The sequence below is a fragment of the Alteromonas sp. ISO5 genome, assembly GCF_058105165.1.
In genome coordinates, this window is sequence record NZ_CM176572.1 from 2,631,282 (window position 1) to 2,656,968 (window position 25,687).

General features: G+C 48.7%; 18 protein-coding genes. 12 read left to right on the top strand and 6 right to left on the bottom strand.

Features of this window, described 5'->3' with window-relative positions:
- Window positions 1-89 precede the first annotated feature (89 nt).
- From gloA to AC2T0J_RS11865, 7 genes are all read left to right on the top strand, one after another.
- On the top strand, window positions 90-623 hold the full coding sequence (gloA, locus tag AC2T0J_RS11835; protein WP_489806028.1) for a lactoylglutathione lyase: 534 nt from the start codon (window positions 90-92) through the stop codon (window positions 621-623).
- A gap of 492 nt (window positions 624-1,115) precedes the next feature.
- The gene (locus AC2T0J_RS11840; RefSeq protein ID WP_489806029.1) at window positions 1,116-3,500 is read left to right on the top strand and encodes a TonB-dependent receptor domain-containing protein; all 2,385 of its coding nucleotides are present in this window, start codon (window positions 1,116-1,118) and stop codon (window positions 3,498-3,500) included.
- Window positions 3,501-3,808: 308 nt separating this feature from the next.
- Window positions 3,809-4,390 carry a transcriptional regulator BetI gene (betI, locus tag AC2T0J_RS11845; RefSeq protein ID WP_489806030.1) on the top strand — a complete coding sequence of 194 codons (582 nt, stop codon included), beginning with the start codon at window positions 3,809-3,811 and terminating at the stop codon, window positions 4,388-4,390.
- Between the two features lie 22 nt (window positions 4,391-4,412).
- Window positions 4,413-5,876 carry a betaine-aldehyde dehydrogenase gene (gene betB / locus AC2T0J_RS11850; RefSeq protein ID WP_489806031.1) on the top strand — a complete coding sequence of 488 codons (1,464 nt, stop codon included), beginning with the start codon at window positions 4,413-4,415 and terminating at the stop codon, window positions 5,874-5,876.
- Window positions 5,876-7,564, top strand: coding sequence for a choline dehydrogenase (betA, locus tag AC2T0J_RS11855; RefSeq protein WP_489806032.1), 1,689 nt, complete (start codon window positions 5,876-5,878; stop codon window positions 7,562-7,564). Before betB ends, betA begins: the two co-directional genes overlap by 1 nt.
- A 4-nt stretch (window positions 7,565-7,568) precedes the next feature.
- Window positions 7,569-8,753, top strand: coding sequence for a BCCT family transporter (locus AC2T0J_RS11860; RefSeq protein ID WP_489806033.1), 1,185 nt, complete (start codon window positions 7,569-7,571; stop codon window positions 8,751-8,753).
- A gap of 88 nt (window positions 8,754-8,841) precedes the next feature.
- Window positions 8,842-11,088 (top strand): CehA/McbA family metallohydrolase, encoded by a 2,247-nt coding sequence (locus AC2T0J_RS11865; protein ID WP_489806034.1) that lies wholly within the window; start codon window positions 8,842-8,844, stop codon window positions 11,086-11,088.
- Here AC2T0J_RS11865 and AC2T0J_RS11870 read toward each other — a convergent pair whose 3' ends face one another.
- Window positions 11,089-11,982 carry a LysR family transcriptional regulator gene (locus AC2T0J_RS11870; protein WP_489806035.1) on the bottom strand — a complete coding sequence of 298 codons (894 nt, stop codon included), beginning with the start codon at window positions 11,980-11,982 and terminating at the stop codon, window positions 11,089-11,091. It lies immediately after the preceding gene.
- Window positions 11,983-12,081: 99 nt separating this feature from the next.
- Here AC2T0J_RS11870 and AC2T0J_RS11875 point away from each other — a divergent pair, with 99 nt between their 5' ends.
- Window positions 12,082-12,597, top strand: coding sequence for a lactoylglutathione lyase family protein (locus AC2T0J_RS11875; protein ID WP_489806036.1), 516 nt, complete (start codon window positions 12,082-12,084; stop codon window positions 12,595-12,597).
- 53 nt (window positions 12,598-12,650) lie between these two features.
- Here AC2T0J_RS11875 and AC2T0J_RS11880 read toward each other — a convergent pair whose 3' ends face one another.
- Together AC2T0J_RS11880 and AC2T0J_RS11885 are read right to left on the bottom strand one after the other, a co-directional pair.
- Entirely contained in the window at window positions 12,651-16,010 is a 3,360-nt protein-coding gene (locus tag AC2T0J_RS11880; RefSeq protein ID WP_489806037.1) for an amidohydrolase family protein, read from the bottom strand.
- Between the two features lie 149 nt (window positions 16,011-16,159).
- Window positions 16,160-17,689, bottom strand: coding sequence for a DUF3369 domain-containing protein (locus AC2T0J_RS11885; protein WP_489806038.1), 1,530 nt, complete (start codon window positions 17,687-17,689; stop codon window positions 16,160-16,162).
- Window positions 17,690-17,987: 298 nt separating this feature from the next.
- On the opposite strand from AC2T0J_RS11885, the gene AC2T0J_RS11890 reads away from it, so the two are divergent.
- Window positions 17,988-19,082, top strand: coding sequence for a hypothetical protein (locus AC2T0J_RS11890; protein WP_489806039.1), 1,095 nt, complete (start codon window positions 17,988-17,990; stop codon window positions 19,080-19,082).
- Between the two features lie 190 nt (window positions 19,083-19,272).
- On the opposite strand, the gene gorA is transcribed toward AC2T0J_RS11890, so the two are convergent.
- Window positions 19,273-20,619, bottom strand: coding sequence for a glutathione-disulfide reductase (gene gorA, locus AC2T0J_RS11895; protein ID WP_489810325.1), 1,347 nt, complete (start codon window positions 20,617-20,619; stop codon window positions 19,273-19,275).
- A gap of 365 nt (window positions 20,620-20,984) precedes the next feature.
- On the opposite strand from gorA, the gene dps reads away from it, so the two are divergent.
- The 3 genes from dps to map all read left to right on the top strand — a co-directional run bounded on the left by dps (window position 20,985) and on the right by map (window position 22,635).
- Complete coding sequence (gene dps / locus AC2T0J_RS11900) at window positions 20,985-21,497, top strand: DNA starvation/stationary phase protection protein Dps (RefSeq protein ID WP_489806040.1); 513 nt, start codon at window positions 20,985-20,987, stop codon at window positions 21,495-21,497.
- A gap of 150 nt (window positions 21,498-21,647) precedes the next feature.
- Window positions 21,648-21,854, top strand: coding sequence for a ParD-like family protein (locus tag AC2T0J_RS11905; RefSeq protein WP_489806041.1), 207 nt, complete (start codon window positions 21,648-21,650; stop codon window positions 21,852-21,854).
- Window positions 21,847-22,635, top strand: a complete 789-nt coding sequence (map, locus tag AC2T0J_RS11910; protein WP_489806042.1) for a type I methionyl aminopeptidase — start codon at window positions 21,847-21,849, stop codon at window positions 22,633-22,635. The genes AC2T0J_RS11905 and map overlap by 8 nt, the downstream gene beginning before the upstream one ends.
- 55 nt (window positions 22,636-22,690) lie before the next feature.
- On the opposite strand, the gene nosR is transcribed toward map, so the two are convergent.
- Both nosR and AC2T0J_RS11920 read right to left on the bottom strand, forming a co-directional pair.
- A complete protein-coding gene (nosR, locus tag AC2T0J_RS11915; RefSeq protein WP_489806043.1) occupies window positions 22,691-23,989 on the bottom strand; it encodes a response regulator c-di-GMP phosphodiesterase, NosR family in 1,299 nt (432 codons plus the stop codon).
- 25 nt (window positions 23,990-24,014) lie between these two features.
- Window positions 24,015-25,685 carry an ATP-binding protein gene (locus AC2T0J_RS11920; RefSeq protein WP_489806044.1) on the bottom strand — a complete coding sequence of 557 codons (1,671 nt, stop codon included), beginning with the start codon at window positions 25,683-25,685 and terminating at the stop codon, window positions 24,015-24,017.
- Window positions 25,686-25,687 lie beyond the last annotated feature (2 nt).

A 25,687-nucleotide genomic window follows, 5' to 3' on the forward strand; every position in this document is an offset into this window, starting at 1 on the left:
CGTGTCAGAATCGCGCAGCCAGTGGGATTGTGAAAGTGGATTTAGTCCCCAGTTTTATACATCAATTCATAATTAGATGAGGGCAGCGTATGTCACGCCACTTTGAACAAGCAGAAGGCTTGTGTGAACAAAAAGACCCGGCTACCGACGGCTTTGTATTTAACCAGACCATGTTACGGATAGCCGATCCGCAGCGTTCGCTGGATTTTTATACCCGTGTGATGGGAATGACCTTGCTGCGCAAGCTCGACTTCCCGGAAATGAAGTTCAGTTTATATTTTCTCACCACTGGCGAGGATTTTTCTGACATCAGCGAAGATGACAGCCAGCGCACGGCACAAACCTTTGGCCGTCCGGCCATGCTGGAGCTTACCCACAATTGGGACGACAGCGCCGAAACCTCGAGTTATCACAACGGTAACAGCGATCCCCGCGGCTTTGGTCATATTGGTTTTCATGTACCGGATCTGCAAAGTGCGTGTAAGCGTTTTGAAGAGCTGGGCGTCGAATTCCAGAAACGCCTGGAAGATGGCAGTATGAATTATCTGGCGTTTATCAAAGACCCCGACGGTTACTGGATAGAAATTTTTGATGCCAACGGGGTGGCAAACCCCAACAGTTAATTAACCGGGGCCGAAGTGGCCCCATTTTCTTCGTCCTGAATCGCATCCTTTGGAGTTGTTGCGTTTAGCGTAGTTTGCCGTCCGTTTAAAGTTTTGCCTTATTGCCAGTACCAAGCGCTGTTGTCACTGTGCTATTCAGCTATCTGCTAAAAGAGACTACCTCAAACTATTCGCTCCCTAACTAAGTAGCTTCCCCTGCTAGCAGTGTCGCATTGCAGCCTTTTTCCGCAGACTAAGCGCTATCATTGTATTGTTGTGTAGATTGTTAAAATTCATTAGTAAACAGATGCTTGTAATATTTTTCGATGCGTGTGCAGAGTAATTAAATCATCACTCGCGTGTTTTTTATCGGTCTTTGTGAATCCACCCATCTTTAATTTTTAGTTTTAGTACTAATTTATTTTTATTGATTGAACGTTCAATTAAATATAAGATCGTCGCCGTGCTGTAAGGACGGGCCACTTTCTTCAAAAACAACAAATTGGGAAACACATGACTGCAAACTTACCGTTAAACAAACGATTACTGGCTATTTCTATAGTCTCTTCCTTTTCTGCTCTATCGGGCACTGCTATGGCGCAGGACGATAATGAGCAAAATAAAGTAACTAAGGATAAGTACGAGTCCATTGAAGTGACAGGACGCAGCGTATCGTATGCAAACAACTCTTCTTCTGAATCAATGAAGCTTCAGCAAAGCGGCATGACGAGCGCTCTGGCATCGGTAGATAATTTGCCCGGGGTATTAATTAACGAAGGCGACCCGTTTGGTTCAGACGAATGGTCTACGAGCATTTCAATGCGTGGTTTTCAGTTAGATTTGGAGTCTCAGCAAATCGGTATGACCATGGATGGGATCCCAAATGGTAACTCCAACTATGCTGGCGGCACAAAAGCCAACCGGTTTGTTGATACTGAAAACCTGGCAACCAGTGAAGTATCACAGGGTACCGCAGATATCGCATCCCGTTCCCATGAAGCTCTGGGTGGAACTATCAATTTTACCAGTATCGATCCGGCTTTGGATGAACGGCTGACGATTAGCAGTACCTTAGGTGAATACAACGCGCAAAAACTTTATGCTCGCTACGATACTGGCGAAGTGGCGAAAGATACCTTTGCATGGATCAGTTTATCCTCGCAACAAAACGATGACTATATGGATGGCTCGGCAACCAATACTCGCGATCATATTGCGGCCAAGGTAATTAGCCGATTTAACGAGACAGATGTTGTGGGTTATATCAGCCACGACGATGCCCGGGAATACACCTACCAGCGAGTTTATGGGCTGGCTCAATATGAACAGAACCCGCATTGGGATGGCCTACTCGCCGACTGGACGGGCAACCCTTACCAGGATCAGGCATGGCGTCAGGGCTGGGGCACAGCCCGCGAGAACACCCTTGCCTACCTGAAAGCTGAGCGTGAGTTTGATGACATCATCATCAGTGCCAATACGTATTACCATAAAAATGAGGGGAGAGGCATTTGGATCCCTTACTATATGGCTGATGTGACTGATGATGGGGAAGGCAACGCACATTCTGAACTGGATGGTTCCACTACAGTATATGGTGGCGATTACTCTGATTTGATTTATTTTGTGAATCGCGACGGCCAGTCTCTGTCACCTGTCGAGGGCTGTCAAAGCAGTATTGCTTATCCTTATGGTGGCGGTGGTGCTGAGGTTGATGGCGACTGTTATGAGCAAGGGGCTATCCCGGTAAGTTCGCGTCGACACACTCATTATCAAAAAGAGCGTTACGGATTTAATGCCGATTTTGTCTGGAATACCATGCTGGGGGATATGCCTAATGTGGTTCGCGCGGGTGTTTGGTACGAAGATTACACCCGGGACATGGCACGTGACTGGCACAAAACTATCGATGCCGCAACGGGCCCGCGTTTCGAAGATACACCTTACTGGGTTCAGTATGACCGTAAGTTTCTGGTCGAAACACTTATGTATTATGCAGAGGATGAGTTGGATGCAGGGTTCGCTAAATTTCGTCTTGGGATAAAGCAATTTAAGGTTGACCTGGAAAAAGACGACCAGATTGATGCCATCAATGATGTTTCGGTCTCTTCTGATTCTGATGTATTGCTCTCGGTCGGTGTGGTTGCACCAATCCCGGCAGTACGCGGACTGGAAGCCTTTGCTGGTTACACCGAAAACTATGCGGCAATAAAAGACGTTATTCTTGAAGACAATAACAATGATGTGAGCAATGTTGAGCCGGAAACCGCGGATAACATTGATGTGGGTCTGCGTTATTCAAGCCCTGGGTTTAATGCCAGCTTAACCTATTACGATATTCGCTTCGAGAATCGAATCACCTTTTTCAGCGTTGCTGAAGTCGACGGGATTGATTTCCTTGAGTCTGCAGAAGGGGCTTATATCAATGTTGGCGGTATTGATTCACAAGGGATTGAAGCTTCAGTGGATTACGCAATCACTGACCGCTTAAGTGTGTATGGCTCTTATACCTATAATGATTCGACCTACAACGGCGATGTGCAGAACGCGGGCAGTGAAAACAGTATTGCCGGTAACCGGGTTCTGGGGTCGGCAAAAGAAATGGCGGTTGTCAGTGTTGATTATAGTCACGATGATTACTTTGCCGGTATCAGCACCAAGTATGTCGGGCCTCGGTATTTAAACCAGGCTAACTCGCAAAGCACAGATTCATACATCATTAGTGATTTCTATATCGGTAAAACGATTTATGACATTGGGCCTGGTTTCGATAGCCTGGAAATGCGTTTGACGGTGAATAACCTGTTTGATGAAGACTATCTGGGTTCTATCGCGCCAAATGCTGGCTGGATTGGTGCGCCGAGGATCGCCGCGTTAAACGTTAAACTGGCATTTTAATGTGAATAAAGAAAGTCGCTTCACTGGTGAGTGAAGCGACTCATTTCATACATTCCTGGTTATTACTGTGGTCATCCTATGCTTGTCTCAGCATGGCATTAAATAGAAACGCGTTGTGAGTGTTATAGTGGTGTACCAGTTTGTTTCGTGATGATAGTGATGTCAGCTAAGAACGTTGTGTTTTCACTACCGGAACAGACACAAAAATGACTCAAAACCGAACTATAGTCATACAGAGTTTTGCAGGTGTCGACGAACATGCTGATACTTGTGCAAATGTGAAACCCAGTTAAATAACAGAGAGTGCGATGCCAAAAGTTGGAATGGAACCGGTCCGCCGTCAGCAACTCATCGATGCCGCCATTGAAGTGGTTGCCGAGGTCGGATTAAAAAGTGCAACGATAAATCTGATTAGCCGCAAAGCCGGTATGTCATCCGGGATCATTAGCCATTATTTTGGTGGGAAGCAGGCATTGATTGAAGCTTCAGTCCGCTACCTGGTTTCCAGGTTGACAATGACAACGCCATTGTCGAACCCCAAAGACAGGCTTATGGCGATTGTTGAACTTAATTTTTCGGCGGTACAGCAGGCCGAATCAAGCACTAAGACCTGGTTAAGTTTCTGGGGGCAGTCTATGCATGATGCCAACCTATACCGACTCCAGGAAGTGAATAAAAAACGTCTGGTCAGTAATTTGCGATACAGCTTCAAGCAATTGCTGAGTAACGAACAGGCGAGTGAAGAAGCTGAAATAACCGCTGCCTTAATCGATGGTTTCTGGCTTCGGTGTGCGCTCAGCGGCGCACAGCCAGACAGCTTTGAAGCTGCCAAGCGGCGAATTAAAAAATATATCTGCGCTGTACTTAAGCATAACGGCGTTGATGAATAAAGACAGTTAACGGGAGCTAGTCTTGTCGATTGAATTACTCAATAACTATGTGCATGGCCAATTTATTACAATGGCGCACGGTTCAACCTTTGATGTCCTGAACCCAGCAACGGGAAACCGTATTTACTCGGTTCAGCAAGCTGATAAACAGGTAATGGAGAGTGCCATAGACAGTGCCCGGGAGGGATTCAATACCTGGTCACATATGCCTCCGGTAGAGCGGGCGCGGATTTTACAACACGCTGCCAGGTTATTGCGGGAACGAAATGATGCGCTGGCCGAAGTAGAAGTGCTGGATACCGGTAAACCCTGGCAGGAAGCGGTGGCGGTTGACGTGCAAACCGGTGCCGATGTGATTGAGTATTTTGCCAATCTTTGTCCGTCACTGATGGGCGAGCAACAAAGCGTTGGACAGGATTTCTTTTATACTCGTCAGGAACCGTTGGGGATTTGTCTGGGAATTGGCGCATGGAATTATCCGTTACAAATTGCCTGCTGGAAAGCGGGCGCTGCCCTGGCTGCGGGTAACAGTATGATCTTTAAACCGTCTGAGGAAACCCCTCGGGGGGCGTCAATGTTAGCCGAAATTTTTACGGAAGCGGGCGTTCCTGCGGGCGTGTTCAACGTAGTGCAGGGCGATGCGGAAGTTGGCAAATACCTGGTTCAGCATCCGGCAATTGCCAAAGTGTCGTTAACCGGAGAAGTGGAAACCGGGAAACGGGTGATGGCATCTGCCGCCGCCTCCCTTAAACAGGTCACCATGGAGTTAGGCGGCAAATCACCGCTGATTATTTTTGACGATGCCGATATCGATGAAGCGGTAACCGGAGCCATGCTGGGAAATTTTTACACCCAGGGCGAGGTTTGCACTAACGGCACTCGCGTTTTTGTTCACGAAGCCGTGGCTGAAGATTTTATCAATCGGTTACTCGAACGCATCAATAACAACATTATTATTGCTGATCCTATGGACCCCAAAACCAATGTGGGGGCTTTAATTTCCGGGTCGCACCTCGAAGCTGTGCTTGCCTATATTGAGTCTGGAAAAAAGCAGGGTGCCACGCTGGTAAGCGGCGGGCATCGTGTGCAACCCAAAGGTTGCGAAGGGGGCTTTTTTGTAGCGCCAACGGTGTTTACTGACTGTTCTGATGAAATGACTATATGTCGTGAGGAAATATTTGGTCCGGTCATGTCGGTCCTCACATTCTGCGATGAAGACGATGTGATACGCCGTGCAAATGATACGGATTATGGCCTGGCAGCCGGTGTTTTTACGCGTGATATTCGCCGTGCACATCGCGTTATTGGGCAAATCCAAGCGGGAATTTGTTGGCTCAATGCCTATGGTAACTCTCCTGCTGAGATGCCGGTGGGCGGCTATAAGCTGTCGGGAATAGGGCGTGAAAATGGTGTTCAAACACTTAAATCCTATACCCAGACAAAGTCGGTTTACGTAGGTATGCAACCACTTGAGGGGCCTTTTTGATGGGGCCGTTTTCAGACTTCGATTATATTATTGTTGGCGCGGGTTCTGCTGGTTGCGTACTGGCCAACCGACTCACGGAAGACCCTGCATGTCAGGTGTTGTTGCTCGAAACCGGTGGGTCGGACCGCAGTATTTTTATTCAAATGCCCACCGCTTTATCGATTCCCATGAATACTGAAAAGTATGCATGGCAGTTCCATACAGAACCTGAGCCTTTTTTGAATAACCGTCAAATGCATTGCCCCCGGGGCAAGGTGTTGGGAGGCTCTTCGTCTATCAATGGTATGGTTTATGTGCGCGGTCATGCGCGGGATTTCGATGAGTGGGAAGCCCAGGGGGCCGCTGGCTGGAATTACCAGCAATGTCTGCCGTATTTTAAAAAGGCGGAGGACTGGGCGTTCGATGAGGATGATTATCGCAGTCAGGGGGGGCCGCTGGCGGTTAACAATGGCAACAATATGCAAAACCCCCTTTATGGTGCTTTTGTCGAAGCCGGACAGCAAGCGGGTTATCTGTATACCTCCGATTACAATGGTAAACAGCAGGAGGGCTTTGGAGCCATGCATATGACCGTAAAGAACGGCGTGCGTTGGTCTACCGCAAATGCGTATCTACGACCTGCTATGCAACGCGCAAACCTGCATATCCGAACCGGTGTACAGGTAGAGAAAGTGCTATTGGACGGCAAGCAGGCTACCGGTGTGCGCGTCAGGCAAAATGGCCGGTTTTGCGAGTTTCATGCGAACCGGGAAGTGATTTTAAGTGCCGGCTCAATTGGTTCGCCGCACATTTTGCAACTCTCAGGTATAGGCGACCCGGCTGTGCTGGAAAAAGCCGGGGTTACTGTAAAACATGCCTTGCCAGGAGTCGGTAGCAATTTGCAGGACCACCTGGAATTCTACTTTCAGTATGAGTGCAAAAAACCGTTATCACTTAATAGTAAATTGGGGCCGCTCAGTAAGCTGGCTATTGGGGTACGGTGGATATTATTTAAAACCGGATTAGGTGCCACAAACCACTTTGAGTCCTGTGGTTTTATTCGCTCGAAAGCTGGTATCGAATGGCCCGATTTGCAGTATCACTTTTTACCGGCGGCGATGCGCTACGATGGACGCTCCGCCTTTGCCGGACATGGCTTTCAACTGCATATCGGGCATAACAAACCGAAAAGTCGGGGGTGGGTAAAAATCCAGTCCGACGATCTGGATTGTCCGCCGAGAATTCAGTTTAATTATCTGCAACACCCCGATGATATTGAGGCATTTCGTGCGTGTGTGCGATTGTCGCGGGAAATTATTGCGCAGCCTGCGATGGATACCTACCGTGGTAATGAAATTCAACCGGGCGCAGAGGTTGTGACGGATGAACAAATAGACCGTTTTGTGCGTAGCGCCGTAGAAAGCGCTTATCATCCTTGTGGCACCTGTAAAATGGGGGCAATTGACGATCCAGCTGCCGTGGTTGACAGTGATACCCGCGTAATTGGCTTGCAGCGACTGCGTGTAGTCGACTCTTCCATCTTTCCTACAATCCCTAACGGCAACCTCAATGCACCAACCATTATGGTTGCTGAACGCGCAGCAGACCTCATTAAACAGCAGGCTGCTTTGCCGGGCGAGTCAGTAGCGGTGGGCCTGGCTGAGCACTGGCAATCACAACAACGCAGCCACACGCCACTTCGAGGATAGCAAAATGTCGTTATTAGTGGGATGCGGAATGGTGTTTATTTTGCTGGTAGTGGTGTTCATTTTACTGCGTTGGGGACGACTGCCCCTAAAAGGAAAAACGCCGGTGGCTCCGTGGGTGTTTGTCGCCATTTTGTTCACCTCCGGATTGGATGTGGGGCTGATTATGTTTCCGCTGACCGAGTTTCCTGTTTACGACAACCTGGCGAAAAACAGTGAATACGCCTTTGCCAACCCGCTCGCGATAGAGTTTGGGTTCTGGGGATTTATGGTCTGGGCGATTTATTTTGCTACCTGTTTCTATTTTTGCGCGTTGGAGCCGAGACTTAAGTTTTTCCAGATTCGCTGGGTGAAAGGGTTGAATAATGCCGTTATTATTGGCACCTGTGCGTTTACCGCACATTTGTTATTCGCCAACCTGAGTTGGTATCTGCCTTCCCTGTCTGCAAGCGATGACGTTTCATACGGATATTTTGCAATTGTTGGCCTGACGATAATGGCGGCGGTGTACTCCAGTACTGAATTAAAATACGTCAAAATACTCAGTGTTTCCTCAGGGGTGGTGTTCTTTGCACTGGCGATAGGGTTGGGGGTGTATGCGGTACAACAACCGAATATTGCTGCGAGCGATTATTTGTCAACTTTACCACTGCTAACCGACTACTTTACGCATTTATATAAATTTGTTTTACCAATAAATGATTACCACGCGTTCTACCTGTTCTGGTGGTTTGCCTGGAGTATTATGATCGGCCAGTTTACAGCTCGCTTTGTCGGCAATATGCAAGCTATCACGCTATTTATTCATATGCTGTTGTGGCCTTCTATTTCCCTGGGGTTGTGGTTTGCGGTGTTGTACCTGCTTTACATAAATGGCGTGGATACCAGTGGACTCATCAATCAGATCATGGTGGCTGTCGGGATTGTGTTTGTTCTCAACTCGTTGGATTCATTGATACGCCTTTATTCAGATAACCTGGGTCTTACCGTCGAGCGTTATGGCAAGGCGAAGTACCTGTTATTACATGGCATGTTAATGCTGAGTCTGACTACCTTGTTTGGTCTTCAGTTTATTCGTATTCAGTGGATCGGTGCTTTGGTGATTGGCATTGGCCTGTGTTGCGTTGTTTACCTTTGTCGCTCGCAGCATCGCGGCCGGTTACCTGCAGCACGAAGTCTGCTGAAACTGTAAATCAAGTCATCATTTTTACGCCTGGAGTGCGCTCATAGATAGCATTGCAGGCGATCTCTCTTTTGTTAGTGAAGGACCCGTTGTCAGTATGGTTGAAAATATAAAACGTATTGTTGTTGCTGTTAGTCTGGTGTTAATGCTGTCGGCTGTTGCTAGCGCTGAAGTGACGATTACTCAAGGGAAAACTCTCATTCCTGATGGCGAGGCCAATCACGTTAAGGACCTCACAATACAAAACGAAAAACTGGCTTTTGCGCTGGCTATCGAATCTGCTGCGCCTTGGGGCGTACCGCGCGGCGCGCTGGTGGATTTGTCTGTGGTCACTAACGGACGACTTGAGGGGGATAAAATTGCTTTCGCTGACTTCATTCCCAATAGCTGGTCTGCCTGGCCAAACGACAGTAAAGTGGTTGAGATTATTGAGAATACTCCCCAGCGGGCGACCATTAAGATTCGACGTAATTTTGCCGCTGTAGACATTACTACCTGGTATAGCCTTGCCGCTGGTGACGATCAGATAAAACTGAAAACTGAGATGCGCAATAATGGTGAGAAATCCTTATCCCTTACCTCGGGCTTTACGTTGTGGGCCGATGCTGGACATATGTTTGAGGTGCCTGGCCTTAATGATGAGAAATTCCGGCACAGCAAGACTTTAAGTGACAGGATCGTTGGTTACGAGCAAGACTGGGCTTTTGCTTTGCACGCGCCCTATTTTGATCGCAATACCTATGGCGGGCGGGATATGTACAAGGCCCATACGCTAAAACCCGGAGCTCGACAGACTTTTGAAGCTGTATTGCAAGTGGTGCCTGCGGGCGACCTGGCACCTATCGTTAAGGCAGAAGCGGCTCGTCGCGGCGAGGCGACAGGGACCCTTCATGGACGAGTCAGTGCACAGAACGGAAAAGTACCCGATAACGCCATGGTCATCGTCCGTCGGCAAAACCATCTGTATGCCTGGACTTTAGCGACCAATGGCAGTTATCAAATTGATTTGCCGGTTGGGGAATATGAGGTGTTTGGTACGGCATCGGGTCATGCTGATAGTGCGGTGCAAAAGATAACCGTCACAGCCGACAGCGACCAGTCATGTCACTTTACTCATCTGGCTTTGCCTGGAGAACTACTGTTAAAGGTTGAAGATGCCGACACTGCAGCACCACTTGATGCCCGGATCAGCATCGCCTCTGGACAAGAACCGTTGGTAGCCTTCCTCGGACGACAAACATTTTTTACTGAACTCACGCCTATTGGTCAGGCTAAGGTGGCGCTGGCGCGGGGTCAATATACTATTAGTATCGACGCCGGCGCGGGTTTTGAGCGGCCGTTGCAACACCTTGAGGTAACGCTGAAAAGCGGTAGGGTCAGTGAATATAAGGTTAAAATAGCATCGCTAACGGATACCGCAGAACACCATTGGTACGGTGCCGATTTACACCACCACGGCAATGTACTGGAGGCCACTACACCGCCTGAAACGGTGGTACGCTCTCAACTTGCGGCCGGGTTGGATCTGACCTTTATCAGTGAGCACGACTCTATCGTTAACTTTGCCGAATTTGCGGCGTTATCCGCACAGCGCAAGGTTCCGTTTATTCCATCAATAGAGGTGTCTCCTTCGTGGGGACATATGAATCCGTTTCCAATTGATCTGGACGCAACCTTTAACGTTGACTCTGGGACTGATGACATACACACATTGGTAGAGGCCATGGAAAATATGGGAGCCGTGGTTATTTCGATGAATCATCCATACAATGATTTTGGCTATTATACCAATCTGGCCAAAAATGAAGTGACGGGCGGTGCTACCGATGCTTTTCGTTTACTGGAAATCAATATAGCAGCAGATAATGCACCCACACTCTCACAGTTGCATCGTTTGTGGGATGAACGGGAGCCCGTCTACATTACTGCCGGTACTGATACTCATGATGCCTGGAGTCAACGTTCCGGCGCTATTCGTATGCTGGCGCATGTCAGTGAGTCACTTACACCACACTCCTATGCGCAAGCATTAAAGGCCGGACACAGCTACGCAAGCACCGGGCCGCTGATTTATCCTCGTCGCGTAAGCTTTGGTGATACAACTCATCCGGGTCAAACCTGGCCGGTTGATGTGGTGGCCGTCAACGGGCTTAAGGAAGTACGTTTAATCGGCCAGGGCGGAAAGGTGTTACATACCGTTTCTTTTGCTAATCAACCGTTATCTCAGCACAGTCGGGTGATACTGCCCATTGCAGCCGAAGCACAAAACTGGGTCAGTATTGAAGTGGATGATCAGGCCGGGAAAAAAGCCTGGTCAAATCCATTGTGGCTAACCGGTAACTGATTATGGACTGTTAAAAGCCGCCTTAATCACCTCTGTTACACAGGCATATCTCGCCGGCAGAGTGCGGTAACGGGAGCAAACCAGATAAAGCGGTTCTGATACCGTGCTGGCAGAGGGGTAAACCGTAATATTTCTGCCGTGCCCTGCATGCTTCTCAACGCTGGCCGGTAGTACGGTAAATCCCACTCCTGTACTCACCGGCAGTAAAATTTGCGACAGCTGGTTGATGTAACCGGTGCGTTTTAGTTTTGGTACTTCTAGGTTAGCCAGGCTCTTTTCGCCACTATGATTGCAATAAAGCTGCAGGTAATGGGCGGCATCCGGGTGATCAATTAAGCCCAGCTGATTCAGCGTGGTGTTAATGCTTGTGAAGTCGGTGACAGTGGCCGGTAGAAATAAGTGTAATACCTCTTCTGCCAGATAGTCTGCACAGAGAGATTCGTCCGCTGGTGTATTGGTCACAATGCCGATATCAATGGTTCCCTGTTTCAAACTTTCCACAATGCGATGCCGGGGAGCAACTTCCAGGTGAATTGCCAGGGCAGGGTATTTGTCCTGTAAAGTCGTAAGCCCTGGGTATATTCGGAGGGCCACCGCGCCTGAGCAGGCCAGGGTGCAGTGCCCCTGATAGGGCTCATCAAATTTTAACTGTTCGAGAAACTGCTGTTGTCTGGCCTCATCTTCCTGGGCATAGCGGTAAACCAGCCGACCCTGTTCGGTAAGTTCGATGCCCTTTCCCAAACGAACGAGCAGTTCACATTCACAGCTTTGCTCCAGCTTTTTAACATGCTGACTGACACCGGGTTGAGTTATAAACAACAGCTCGGCGGTTTTGGTAAAGCTGCCGGTTTCTGCCAGGGTTGCAAAGGTTTTAAGATATTTAGGGTTTAGCATGTTATAAATTTAAATTATCAATTTAAGAAAATGTGATAATTTTATGTTTTCGTTGTGTCCAGTTACTCTGACTCCATCGTAATCACTCAGGAGTTATCCATGACAGACAATAGCCAAAAACCTTATCCTCGCACTTTTTCACATATTGGTATTTCAGTGCCAGACCTGGACGCAGCAGTTAAATTTTACACCGAGGTCCTCGGTTGGTACCTCATTATGAAGCCCACCGAAGTTGTTGAAGATAACTCAGCCATAGGTGAAATGTGTACCGATGTATTTGGTGCGGGGTGGGAGAAGTTTCGCATTGCGCACTTATCTACGGGTGACAGGGTTGGCGTGGAAATCTTTGAATTTAAGGATCAGCAAAGTCCGGATGATAATTTTGAGTATTGGAAAACCGGTATTTTCCACTTCTGCGTACAGGACCCGGATGTGGAAGGGCTGGCAGAGCGAATTGTGGCTGCCGGTGGGAAAAAGCGTATGCAAGCGCCGCGTTATTATTATCCGGGGGAAAAGCCCTATCGGATGATTTACATGGAAGATCCGTTTGGCAATATTCTGGAGATCTACAGCCATAGCTACGAGCTTCACTATGCCAGCGGTGCTTATCAATAGTTCGCAAAGAGGCGGAAAGAAAAAAGCCGGAACACAGGTTCCGGCTTTTGCTGTTAGTGGTTGGTATGCTTCCAGTGATACTGGTGTGCCTTGGCATCCACTTCTGCCGCTGTTTGTTGCGGCATAAAGGCTTTGTTGTTTCCTTCGAAGAAGAACGGCTGGCGTTTTTGCTTGCTGCCCATTTCGTTCATGGTGGCAACGTCATACACGCGGCCGTTAATTACGGTGTAGGTGACATATTCACTGCGGCGGATGTCGTTTAATACGTTGCCGTCGGTGATCATCAGATCGGCCAGTTTACCGGGTTCGATGCTGCCGAGGTCTTTACCCATACCCAGGTGTTTGGCGCCATCGATGGTGGCACCGCGCAGGGCTTCCCAAGGTGTGAAGCCGCCCTGATTCATCAGCCACATTTCCCAGTGCGCGGCTAACCCTTCACGCTGACCGTGCGCACCAATGTGTACACTCACACCGTTATCACGCAGCTCTTTCGCGTAGGATGCGACATTGACGTGGTTGTATTGATCATCCGGCGCGGTAGGGCGGCGAATGGCACGGGCATCCAGAATAGTGGAAGGCACATAACGCAGCAGACGCTCGTTTTTCCACACTTCGGTGCGATCGTACCAGTATTCTTCACCCATCAGGCCACCGTAAGACACCACAAAGGTAGGCGTGTAGCCAAAGTCGGTGGCTTTCCAGAGCTGGGTCAGGTCGTCATAGCCACGGGCAATGGGCAGTGAATGCTCAAGGCCGGTATGACCGTCAACCAGCATGGTCAAGTTTTGCTGGAACTTACCGCCGCCTTCCGGCACCACCATCATTTGCTGGTTATTAGCGGCCCATAACACTTGTTGACGTTGATCCCGGCGTGGCTGGTTATAGCTTTTCACCGAAATAGCGCCGGCGTCTTTTAAGCGCTGAACATGGAAGTAAGCATCGTCATAGTTGTTAATTTGAGCTTTATAGCCGATACCCTCCGCACCGTACAAAATAGTTCCGGTAGAGTAGATGCGGGGTGCAACGCGTTCACCCGTTCGCTGTAGCTCCGAAGCTGCAAAGATCTCGGTGGTATCGTTCGACGGATCGTGAATAGTGGTCACCCCGAACGACAGGTTGGAATACTGCATCCAGTTTTGCTGCGGAATGATTTCGTTGCGACCCTGGCCGCCGTGGGCGTGGGTATCCACTAACCCCGGTAAAACGGTTTTACCCGAGGCATCGATCAGCATAGCGTCGCCGGGAATATCTACCTCACCGCGCTGACCTACGGCGGCAATGCGGTTATCCAGGATCAGCACCACACCATCTTCGATAACTTCCCGGGTATTGTCGGCATCGCGCATGGTAACTACCGTGCCCCCTACCAGTGCCTTGTAGCCGCTCGGCTTATCACTGGAGGCGGTGAAGCTCAAATCCAGGCCTTCAGAGAGCGGATCCGGAAGTTCATCGGCTGCTTTAGCGCCGGCAAAAGCAAACGCATCTTCCAGCTTACGCTCGAAATAGTAGGGGCCATGGAACCAGCCAACACTGCTGCTGTCGGCTGCCCAGGTGAGGTATTCACCGGCACGATCAGACAATTGAGTGACGGGCAGAGACGACATATTCGGGCCAATAGTCACTTTCTTACCGTTGTCGACGTACGGTGTAACATAGGTATTAAACTGATGAACAAATGCTACCCATTTGCGATCTGGAGACAGGCGGTATTCCGCCACTTTGTCGGCGCCGTATAAGTGCACCCGGTGGTCGTCGCCATTGAGATTAACACTGGCCAGTTGGGTTGCGCCGTAGGGTGAATCATAACTGCGTTCGGTAAAGAACAGACGTGCATTGTTGCCGGCGAAGTGTGGCTGCATGCCTGAACTGCTGACCTTTTTTGGCTCGCCTTTATCCAGGTCCATCACGTATAAGCCTGGTTCCACCGAATACTTGGGGTCAAGCAGGTAACCGCCGGTAAATTTACGGTAGGTAACTAACTCGCCGTCCGGTGAAAACGCCGGTTCAACGTAGTGTCCGGGCTCAGGCGTAATCACTTTACCTTTGCCACCGCGGGCTGAGATTATGCGTACATCCCCTAACTTCTGATCGTTCCAGGTGGTGTAGATAATGCGCTTACCGTCGGCAGAATAGCGCGGATAGTATTCATCATGATCGTCCTGACGGGTGAGGCGTTTCGCTTTGCCACTTTTTAAATCTTTAACGTACAGTTTGCCCAGCGCCTGAAACAGCACAGATTTACCGTCCGGCGATTTTTGCGACCAGCGGATCATTTTTACGTTAAAGGTATCCGGTGCCACGTCTACATCAAAACGCAATGCATCGGCGTATTGCAGTGTGGCCTCAACGGCTATATCGATGGTGTCTACCGATTGGTCTTTAACGTTGAGCTTATGAAACTTACCCCCGGCCCAGTACACAATAGCTTTGCTGTCAGGTGTCCAGTCAAAGTAGGCATAGTAGCCTTCTACGCCAAAGCCTTCCTGCATGTCGCGCTCCATGTCGCGGCTTAGCAGGGTCTCTTCACCGGTGGCCAGATCTTTAATAAACAGGGCGGTGTCGTACTTTACCCGGCGCAAGAAAGCGATGTATTTACCATCTGGTGAAGGGGCTGGCACCACAGCGCCGCCGGTACCGGAGATGACACGATCTTCTTCTCCGGTAGTGCGATCAAAGCGGGTAATGGCAAAAATGCCTTCCAGTGGATCGCGGTTGTAGTCAAAACGGTATCCGCCAGAAGTACTCTGGGTGTAATAGATATACTTGCCATCGTGTGAAAACACCGGATCGGTAATGTTGTTCTGTTCACGTTTGCCGGATACCCGTTCTTTAATCGGCAGGCCGCTGCCGCCGGAATGGTGATAAATCCAGATTTCGCCGGCCGGGATACTGCGGGTTGACGTAATGCCTTTGGTCACCACAATATACTCGCCATCCGGGCTCCATTTAGGGGAGTGGATGGTGTTGTTTTTCTCTTTGGTGACCTGGCGCAGGTTTTCCCCGTTGGTATCCATCACCCACACATTAGACACGCCGCCGCGGTCTGAGATAAACGCTATTTTGCTGCCGTCAGGTGATATGGCCGGGTGAATATTCCAGGCAAAGTCCTGGGTCAGCGGTTTCGCGTTGCCGCCGTCGAGGTCGGCTTGATAAATATCGCCGAGCATGTCGAACAGGAAGTATTTGCCATCAGGTGCTACGTCGAGGCTCGACCAAGTGGTTTCGCTGGTGTTGATGGTGACATCGTGCAAAGGATAGGGTGGGTTAGTGACTTCCCACTTATCTTCGGTAGCAGTGTCATCGCTTTCCTGTGCTGCCAGCGGTACGCTGAGCAGGCAAAGCGAGGTCAGTACCGAAGCACTTAACGAGGTTAGTTTTTGTTTATGGGTGTGCAGATTTGTCGTTAGCTTCATTGTTATTCTCATCGTCTTTTTTGTTGTAATGCCCGGGCTTGCGCCCGCAGCAAATCAATCTTCCCTGGATTGTTAACAGTTAGTATAAAGTATGTTTAGCGTGAGATGTTGCAGTTCATCGGATAAGTTTGGAAGGTAGACTGCCCGGTTTATTCGGGGTCGGGGAATTGGTCGCGAATGGCAGTGAAGGTGGCAAAGTTAGCCAGCAACAAATCAACCAGCCCGGGGTCAAACTGCTTGCCCCGTTGCTCAATGAAGTAGTCACGAATTTGGGTTTCAGACCAGGGGCCTTTGTAACAACGCTTACTGCCCAGCGCGTCAAACACATCGGCAACGGCGACGATACGTCCTGCAACGGAAATAGCCTGTTCGCTCAGACCATTCGGGTAGCCGCTGCCATCCCAGCACTCGTGGTGTTCATAGGCAATGGTGGCGCCAAGTTGTAAAATGGGGTTATCACTCTTACGTAGCATGTCGTAGCCGGCTTTGGCATGAGTTTGCATTATCTGCCGCTCTTCATCATTGTGCGGGCCGGGTTTGTTTAAGATTACATCCGGAATGGCGACTTTGCCTACGTCGTGCAGTGGCGATGCCAGTTTTATCATTTCGGCTTGGCTGTCGGGTAAGCCGAAGTACCTGGCCAGTAAGGCACTGATATGCGCTACCCTACGCACATGTGAACCGGTTTCCTTGGAACGCAGTTCGACCGCCTCGCCAATAATGTACGAGAGCTCACGTTGCGAATCCCGGATCACTTCACGTAGCTTGAGGTTCTCATGGGACACGGCTATGTTGTTGGCAAAAAACGATAGCAGATGATGCTGAACGGGATCGAGCGGCTCGTTTTTAGCCACGTACAGCACACTTTCCATCCCCCTGCGGGTGGTGAAGTAGCTGACAAAGTAATCGTTGCCCTGAATGCTACTGTGCTGGTTTAATGCCTCTTCTATGCGAGTTTGTACCTTCGCCGGGATGGTTGATAACGACTTGCCCTGTAAGTTGGTGGCCAGAATTTTATACTGGTTGCCGCTTCTAACGTCGCGGGTAATGGCACAGCAAATAATATCGGACGTCTCGATAGCCAGCAGTACGGAAATTTGATTTAAGATGGCGGAGGCAAATTGCGGGAGAGTGTCGCACTCGATAAATTCGGTGGTGGCGCTGATGATTTTTTCCAGGCCTTGTCGGTGACGTTCAATCAGGCGAATGTCACGATAGGCACGAAGCGCAGCATAAATACTGGTTTTCAGTCGTAACGCAGTGAGCTCGGTTTTGTTTTTATAATCGTTGATATCGTAATCACGGATCACGCGTTCTTCCGGTGCCTCGCCGGGTTGACCAGTACGAAGGATTAGCCTGATCACGTGATTATTCAGTGTCTCACGTACCCAGTGAACCAGCTCCAGACCTGCCTGGGTGGTTTCCATTACTACGTCGATAATGGCTACCGCAATCGCATTGTGCGTATCAGCAAGTAAAATATCGCGGGCTTCTGCGGCACTGCTGGCCGTGATAATGTTCAGCGATCGTTGCTCAAACACAAAATCGCCCAGCACCATACGGGTTACGGCGTGGATTTCGGGCTCATCGTCAACCACCAGTACCGTCCAGGCAGCTAACAGCTCTTCTTCAAGGTCGGTTTCGTCATCATTGATAAAAAGTAATTCGTCACCGAGCATTATGTGGTTACCTCGTTGCCACTGTTACGACCACTCAGGGATTTAAGCGGTTTTAGTAATAACTATAGTACGGGGTAACTGAATTTGCCTGCCAGTTTGTATCAGCATGGAACAACTGATTCAGAGAGCCTCATGGTGCCTTTGAGTACATGTTTACTGAAGTATCTTGTAGCCAGTGAAAAAGGTCGATTGTTTGAACAAGTTCACTGAATATGTTAATTTTTTATTACTAGTCTATGGAGGCTAGCATTGAACAAAATGGATTAATGGATTAATGGATTAATGGATTAATGGATTAATGGATATACAAACTTTCACAAAAAACGCTTTAATTTCAGTAGTTACGTTTTTCGTTTCTGCTTATCCGCTGCATACCCAAGCCAACTCCTTGGGGGTTGAAAGAGGAGAGGTCTGTGCTACAACGCTTAGCAGCGATTTCACTGCCTGCCCACAAAATTTTACCAATCACGCCCTGTCAATGAGTTACCTGCATTCTGAAACGACTGAATGCGAATCGTCGGGTTCAATGTGTATTGGCGATGATATAGCCTATCAAAGTAAAACGGATTATTTTACTTTTTTTGATGTCGATAATGAACAAACGGTAAAGTACGAAATTACCATACATCCTAATGTTTATGACCCCATGGGTAACCTTGTCATATCCGGTAATAAAACAGCCGTTGAAATACAGCCCACCAACCACGAACTTGAAGCCACTGAAACACTTGCTGAAATCGCAGAACTCAGGCAGTCGATAGTTAAAAAGTTTACGTTGGAATTGGACGAGTACGGGATCGTTACCGATGCAACAGGGCAGAGTGCTTCAACAAGAGTGGAAAACGCTGCTGTACAGTGTTTAACCGCGCTTGACTATACCAGTATAGACGTCAATTGTGCCGGTTCCCTAAATACAGATATTGATAACGCCGTCGCCAATGATGCTGGTTTCCACGCCTTTATATCAGCAGTAACTAAGCTTGAAGGTGTCATTAACTTTGTTAGTCCATTAAATATGGAATTATCCTCACTGAAGAACCTCTCTACCTTTAGAGTAAAAATTAAATACGCGGATGGGTCTGAGTTGGTGGTAGATGTTACGGTAAAAGAAGGGGTGGTTGAAATAGTATTAAACAAAGACGCGTCAAGAACCAGCGAGAACAGAACGTTTACTCAAGCTGAGAGTCAAGGTACCTCTTCACAGGGTAGTCTTAGGGAAGCTAAGAGGGTAGCTTCTTCAAAAGATATACCAAAAAGTTGCAAACCGACGACATTTGTTAACACTGGCTGGGTCGTTGTGGAAGTGATCACTACAGTCTATCCAGACGGACGAACTGAAGTGGCTAATATTTATCGGCAGCAGGATACTTACATAACTTATCTGCAGTGTTAACGCTGTTTGCCCGATACGAGATTTTATCTCACTAAGGGTCACGTATATGTTGGTTTCAGGTCTGCGGAGCTTACAAGTGCTAATAAAAAAGCTGACCAACACCGGTAACGGGTGGTCAGCTTTTTTATATTATGCGTGAGCAAACGTAACGTTTTATTCTCCCGGACGATGGTATACCCCGGGCTTTGGTTTACATCGTCACGTATTCTTCGGCGCTGGTGGGGTGAATGGCGATACAGGCATCAAAGTCGGCCTTGGTAGCCCCCATCTTGATTGCCACGCCGAAGCCCTGCAGAATTTCGTCCATAGCGTAACCAATGCCGTGTAACCCCACCACTTTCTGTTCTTCGCCGGCACAGATGAGTTTCATGCTGGTGAGCTGACGGTGGTGAGTCACCGCAGTATACATGGCGGCAAAGTTAGAACGGTAAATGGTCAGGTTGTCTTTACCGTATTTGGCTTCAGCCTCACTCTCTGTCATACCTATGGTACCAATGGGCGGATGGCTGAATACCACTGTAGGCACTAAATCGTAATCCAGGTGGGCGTTGGTTTGCCCGTTAAACAGACGCTCGCTTAGCAGGCGACCAGCTTTAACCGCTACCGGTGTTAATTCAGGCTGGCCGGTAATATCACCCACGGCATAAATGCCCTCAACGTTGGTGTTCTGGAATTTATCCACCACAATCTGCCCGTTATGGCGCATTTCTACATCAGTGTTATCCAGTCCAATGGTTGCTGTGTTCGGCTTACGGCCGGTGGCCCAGATCAGGCAATCCACGGTGAGCGTGTTGCCGTCTGTCAGAGCCAGCTCCAGATCGCCATTGTCGAGCCTGGTGACTTGTTCGATTTCGGTTTTTTCATGAATGTCGATGCCTTCTTCCAGCATCAGGGTTTTCAGTGTTTCCTGCAGCATGGCATCAAAGCCGCGCAGAGGTAACTCCTGACGTAAAATGGAATGGGTTTCGCTACCCAGTGCATGCAGCACGCCAGCCAGCTCCACACCGATGTAACCACCGCCCACCACGGCAACGCGCCTTGGCTGCTCGTTGAGTTCGAAAAAACCGTCGGAATCGATACCGTGCTCTGCCCCAGGGATACTCGGACAGAAGGGCTTACCGCCGGTGGCGATTAAAATATGTGGGGCGGTGTATTGTTCACCGTTTACTTCGACGGTGGTGTTGTTGACAAATGTTGCATAGCCTTTAAGCAACGTGACCTGGTTATTGCCCAACACCCGGTCGTAAGAGGCATGAATGCGAGAAATGTACGCCTGACGGTTTTTAATCAGCGTGGACCAGTCAAATTTATTCACCGTCACATCAAAGCCATAGTCCGGACCGTACTTATGGATGGCTTCTGCTACCTGAGCGCCGTACCACATGGCTTTTTTTGGCACACAACCCACATTTACGCAGGTACCGCCCACGGCTTTTGCTTCAATCAGCAGGACTTTCTTGCCGTGTTTTGCTGCCCGGTTCGCTGAGGCAATTCCGCCACTGCCGCCGCCAATACAGATATAGTCAAACTCTTGCATCGCAAATTCTCTCGTCATTGTTGTGCTGCTATTGTGCATGATTTCGTATAACCGGACAAACTTACTCGTAGGCGCGCAGAAAGGGCTCCAATTGTTCCGGGTTACTCTAAAGACCTGTTATCCGGTTAATTGCTTTCATCTTAAAGTTGTTCTGAAGAATTTACATGAGGATGCATTATTTACCTTCACTGCAGCGCCAGGAGGACGTTGGTGGATTGAGCATAATAAGGCTGCTCGCCTTTAATAACGTGGCCTCTGCTGTTTCGATACATGTCGGCACAGGCTATGCATCCTGTTAATCGTAAGAATTTAAAAGGTTGATTACTAGTTCAGCTTTTAACCACTTTTAACGAGCAGGAGGAATTATGAGCAACGTGAAAATTGCAGAATTTACCGCCCCAGGGATTAAAGATAATGCAGCGAAAGAGGCTATCTCTGTGCTTGATGACCGCATGGTCGCGCTGATTGACTTACAGTTAACGCTTAAACACATTCATTGGAATGTGGTGGGTCCTAACTTTATCGGCGTGCATGAAATGCTCGACCCGCAGGTTGAGGCCGTCCGTGAGATGACTGACACTATCGCTGAGCGTATTGCAACCCTTGGCGGTGTGCCGGTAGGTACACCGAAATCGATTGTTGAGCGCCGTCGCTGGGACGACTATTCAGTCGGCAAAGGCTTGGTTACAGACCATCTTACCGCACTGGATAAGGTCTATAACGGTGTGAATGAAGACCACCGTAAAGCCATCGACACACTAAGCGAATTGGATCCGGTATCCGAAGATATGGTGACTGGTCAGTTGGCCCATCTTGAACAGTTCCAGTGGTTCGTTCGCGCCCACATTGAATCTGCAAGCGGCGAACTGAAAGGCTAACAGCTCCCTGTAACATTTCTTTCTTCATGTGTGTAACGTCCCATTTTGCCCGTAGCCCTCTGGCCGCGGGCTTTTTTTTGGCCAAACATGCCGATTAAGAGTATAGTGTAGCAATATGTAGTTTTTTGTAGCATTTTAATTGAGGGCTGAATGGGCATTGTTAAAATATCCGATCAATTGCATGAAGAGGTGCGCAAGCACAGCGTAGTGATGGAACGCTCGATGAATTCGCAGGCTGAATTCTGGATGAAAATCGGCCGGTTAGCAGAACAAAATCCTTCGCTGACTTACGAACAAATTCTGGAGCAGGAAATGCGCCAGCAAAAAATCAACAAGGTCCGATTGGTTAATGAGTAACGTGATAATTAAAACGCCACAGGAAGTGGCATTAATGCGCGAAGCCGGTCAGCTACTGGCCAGTGTATTTGTGGCATTGGATGACTTTGTCGAAGTGGGCGTGACGACCATGGCTATCAACGAGTTTGTCGAGCACTACATCGTTAATACGCTTAAAAGCCGGCCCGCCAGCAAGGGCCAATATGGCTACGAATATGCGTTGAACACCTCGGTAAATGAGGTGATTTGTCACGGCGTACCCTCAGATGCCAGGCCGTTGCGCCAGGGGGATATTGTTAATCTGGATATCACTCTGGAAAAAAATGACTTTATTGCTGACAGCAGTAAAATGTACTGTATCGGAACGGTATCTCCGTTGGCTCACAAGTTGGTAAAAGTGACTTATGAGGCCATGTGGAAAGGGATTGAATCCGTCAGGCCCGGGGCCCGGCTTGGCGACATCGGTGATGCCGTGCAACGTCATGCCGAGCAGCATGGCTACAGTGTGGTGAGGGAATATTGCGGTCACGGTATTGGGCGGGAAATGCATGAAGAACCACAGATTCTGCATGTGGGAACACCTAATACCGGGTTGGTTTTACGGGAAGGGATGGTGTTTACCATTGAGCCTATGATTAATCAGGGGACCCACAAAACCAAGCTGAAAAAAGATGGCTGGACGGTGATTACCCGCGATAGAAAGTTATCGGCACAATGGGAGCACACCATTGCCGTAACAGCCGATGGCTACGAAGTATTAACGCTGCGCCCTGAAGAACAGTTACCGGCAACTTCAAACTGAGCAGTGCGGCAGCGCTACAGTGGCTGTCGCACTGCCTGGTTAGACAGAAGCCTGTCTAGGTTGTTTCTTCATTATTTTCATTTTCAATAACAATTTCAAAATGATGTTTGTGCTCTCGCTCATATTGTTTCAGTTTGGTAATCGTCGCCTCAGAAAAAACATGGCCCGAAGGCAACAGCAGTATATGATTCTTATTATACAGGTTATTGCCTAACACCATGCCGGCAGTGAGTTCATCACTGGTTAAGTGATTCTCTATAAAGCTGGGTTTATCAATATCATGGTCGGTAAGCAGTAAATCGAGAATTTCGCCGTCATAGCGGGTGTTGCGGTGTTTTTTCAGCTCTGCTTTAGCATCTCTTGGCTCCATACGCTGGGTACTCATGCGGCCGCTAACCAGGCGCCAGTAGTCCCGGGCGATGGCATGAATGCGTGCCCCCAGAGGAATTTCCTTGGCGACTTTGTGGTATAAACCGCTGCCATTGTAGTGCTCAAACTGAAACTCGATGATTTCACTGATGGGCTGCATATGTTCGGCTGGTGCCAGGATCATCTTGGCCAGATGAGTCTGTGACATGTAATCTTTTTGCTGCTGATAAGTCAGTTTGGCAAACGGTGGGCGGAAGTTTTCTGGTTGTAAACCTAACAATCCCAATTCACCAATCAGACTGGCGTAGGTATAAAGTTTTCTCTCATCTGCGCTGCAGCCGAGCTTTGCGGCAAGTTTTTTACTAAGCTCACTCACCTCGATGGCAAATTTACCGTCGATATCCGGATTAATGGAAATAACATTAAACAATACCTGCTCCAGTGCGCGGTTGCGGGTTTCAATACGGTTAAGCGCCGCTTTGATTTGCCGGGTGCGCTTCTGTACGGTTTTTTCCAGATCGTTATTCACCTCTTTTAACTTGGCATTTTGCAGGCGGGTCAGCTTTTGCAGACGAGCATTCTCGTCTTTGAGCTTAATGCGTTCGAGCCCTTCTTCGATGGTATTAATCAGCTCCTGATTGTCCCAGGGTTTTTGTAGGTAACGATGAATTCGGCCCTGATTGACGGCTTTGATGGTGGCGTCGATATCGGCAAAGCCGGTGAGTACCACTCGAAACGTATCAGGATATTTAGCGGCGACTTCTTCGAGCAGTTCGGCGCCGGTCATGTGCGGCATTTTCATATCCGAAATGACCACATGTATGGTTTTTTCTTCCATAATCGCTAGGGCCTCTTCACCACTTTCTGCCAGCGTCAGATCGATTTTCAATGAAAACAGCGCTCGCTTGATGGAGCGTAAGATATTTTGTTCATCATCAACACAAAGTACTGAGTATCTTGGCGTTGCAGCTTCGGTGTTCGGCATAGTAATTCCTCGATGCTCCTGACCGCTAGTGTTGCGCTGCGGTATGCTGTTGGTCATCTTGACCGTTTATGGGTAAGGCCAGCTCAAATACACTGCCTTCGCCTGGCGTACTGGATACGTGAATCTGGCCGCCATGCTCCTGAATAATTCCGTAGGTAATAGACAAGCCCAATCCGGTGCCTTGTCCCTCAGGTTTGGTGGTAAAAAACGGATTAAACAACTTGTCGAGATTTTCCTGACTAATCCCACAGCCGGTGTCCTGGATACGGACTTTCACAATATCGCCGTCCTGCATTGTTTTGATACTGATTACGCCCTGCTTACCGGTGGCTTCTATCGCCTGGCCAGCATTGATAAGCAGGTTGGTAAAGACCTGAGTTAACTTGCCCAAATTAAAGTACACTTTGGGCAAATCTGCGAATTGCTTTTCTACCTTGCAGATATACTTGAGCTTGTTATTGACCATCGTCAGCGTGGTATTGAGACAATGGTTAAGGTCGTACCATTGCAACTCTTCTGAGTCGATTCGGGAAAATATTTTCAGACCTTTGACGATCTCGCTGATCCGCTGCAATCCCTCTGCTGACTCTTCAATCAGAGGCCCAACATCTTCACCGATAAAGTCCATATCATGCTGCGCGTAAAATGCCTGTAGTTCGTCAACGCGGACCTTTAATGCGTCGATGGATTCATCGCTATGGAGCTTCTTCGCCATGTCCAGCAGAATTTGAAACAGCGATAGATAATCTTTTAATGTGCTTAAATTACTGCTAACAAAGCCTATCGGATTATTGATTTCATGAGCAACACCGGCGGCTAGCTGGCCAACTGAGGCCATTTTTTCCGCCTGCAACAGTTGCTGCTGAGTTTCTTTAAGGTGTTTGTTTGCTTTCTCCAGTTCGCTGTTTTTATCGCTGAGCGCATAGGTTCGCTCCTCTACGATACGTTCAAGCGAACGATTAAGCTCTTTTAATTCGTGCTGTACTTTGCTTCTGTTTCTGCATTCTTCAGCGAGTTTATCGACCAGAGTGTTGAACGACTGGGCCAGTTCTGCAAGCTCATCCTGACCTTTAATAGGTATCGAGACATTACTAAAATTCCTAGTTGGTATCGCTTTAAGCATATCTTTGGCGCCCTGACGTAAGGACTTCAACTGGGATGTCAGATAAGTCCCGAGGCCAAAGGAAAACAGCGCTACCAGGACCATCTCCAGCAAAGCCAGTGAGATGATCCAGTTACGAATTTGGATGAGTGAGGATTGTACTGATGTTACGTCGATGCCCAGCTGAACCTCGCCAAAGTATTTGCCGGCTACAGTAATCGGCTCACGGGCGTCATAAACGGAGTCGTCAATAGCCTGAACCGACGAATCCGGAGTAAATGGCCTCTCTGTGATACCTTCACGGCGACGTTGAGCAAGTACTCGTTGCTGACTGTCGAGCACCCTGGCGTAAGCGATATCCGGGTTATTCATGAGCTCTTCCACCGATGCTTCAAGCGAAGCCAGGTCGAGGGATAGCAACGGATCACGGGTGATTGAAGAAAACAGATTAGCGGTGGTTTGCGCACGTTTTATGACGTTTTCTTCGATTAATGCGTTAATAAACGTCAGGCTCGTTATGATCAGAACGAGCAGCAGTGTCGCTTCGATTAACGCCGTACCGGCGATGGTTTTGGTACGTAATGAAAGGCGCATGA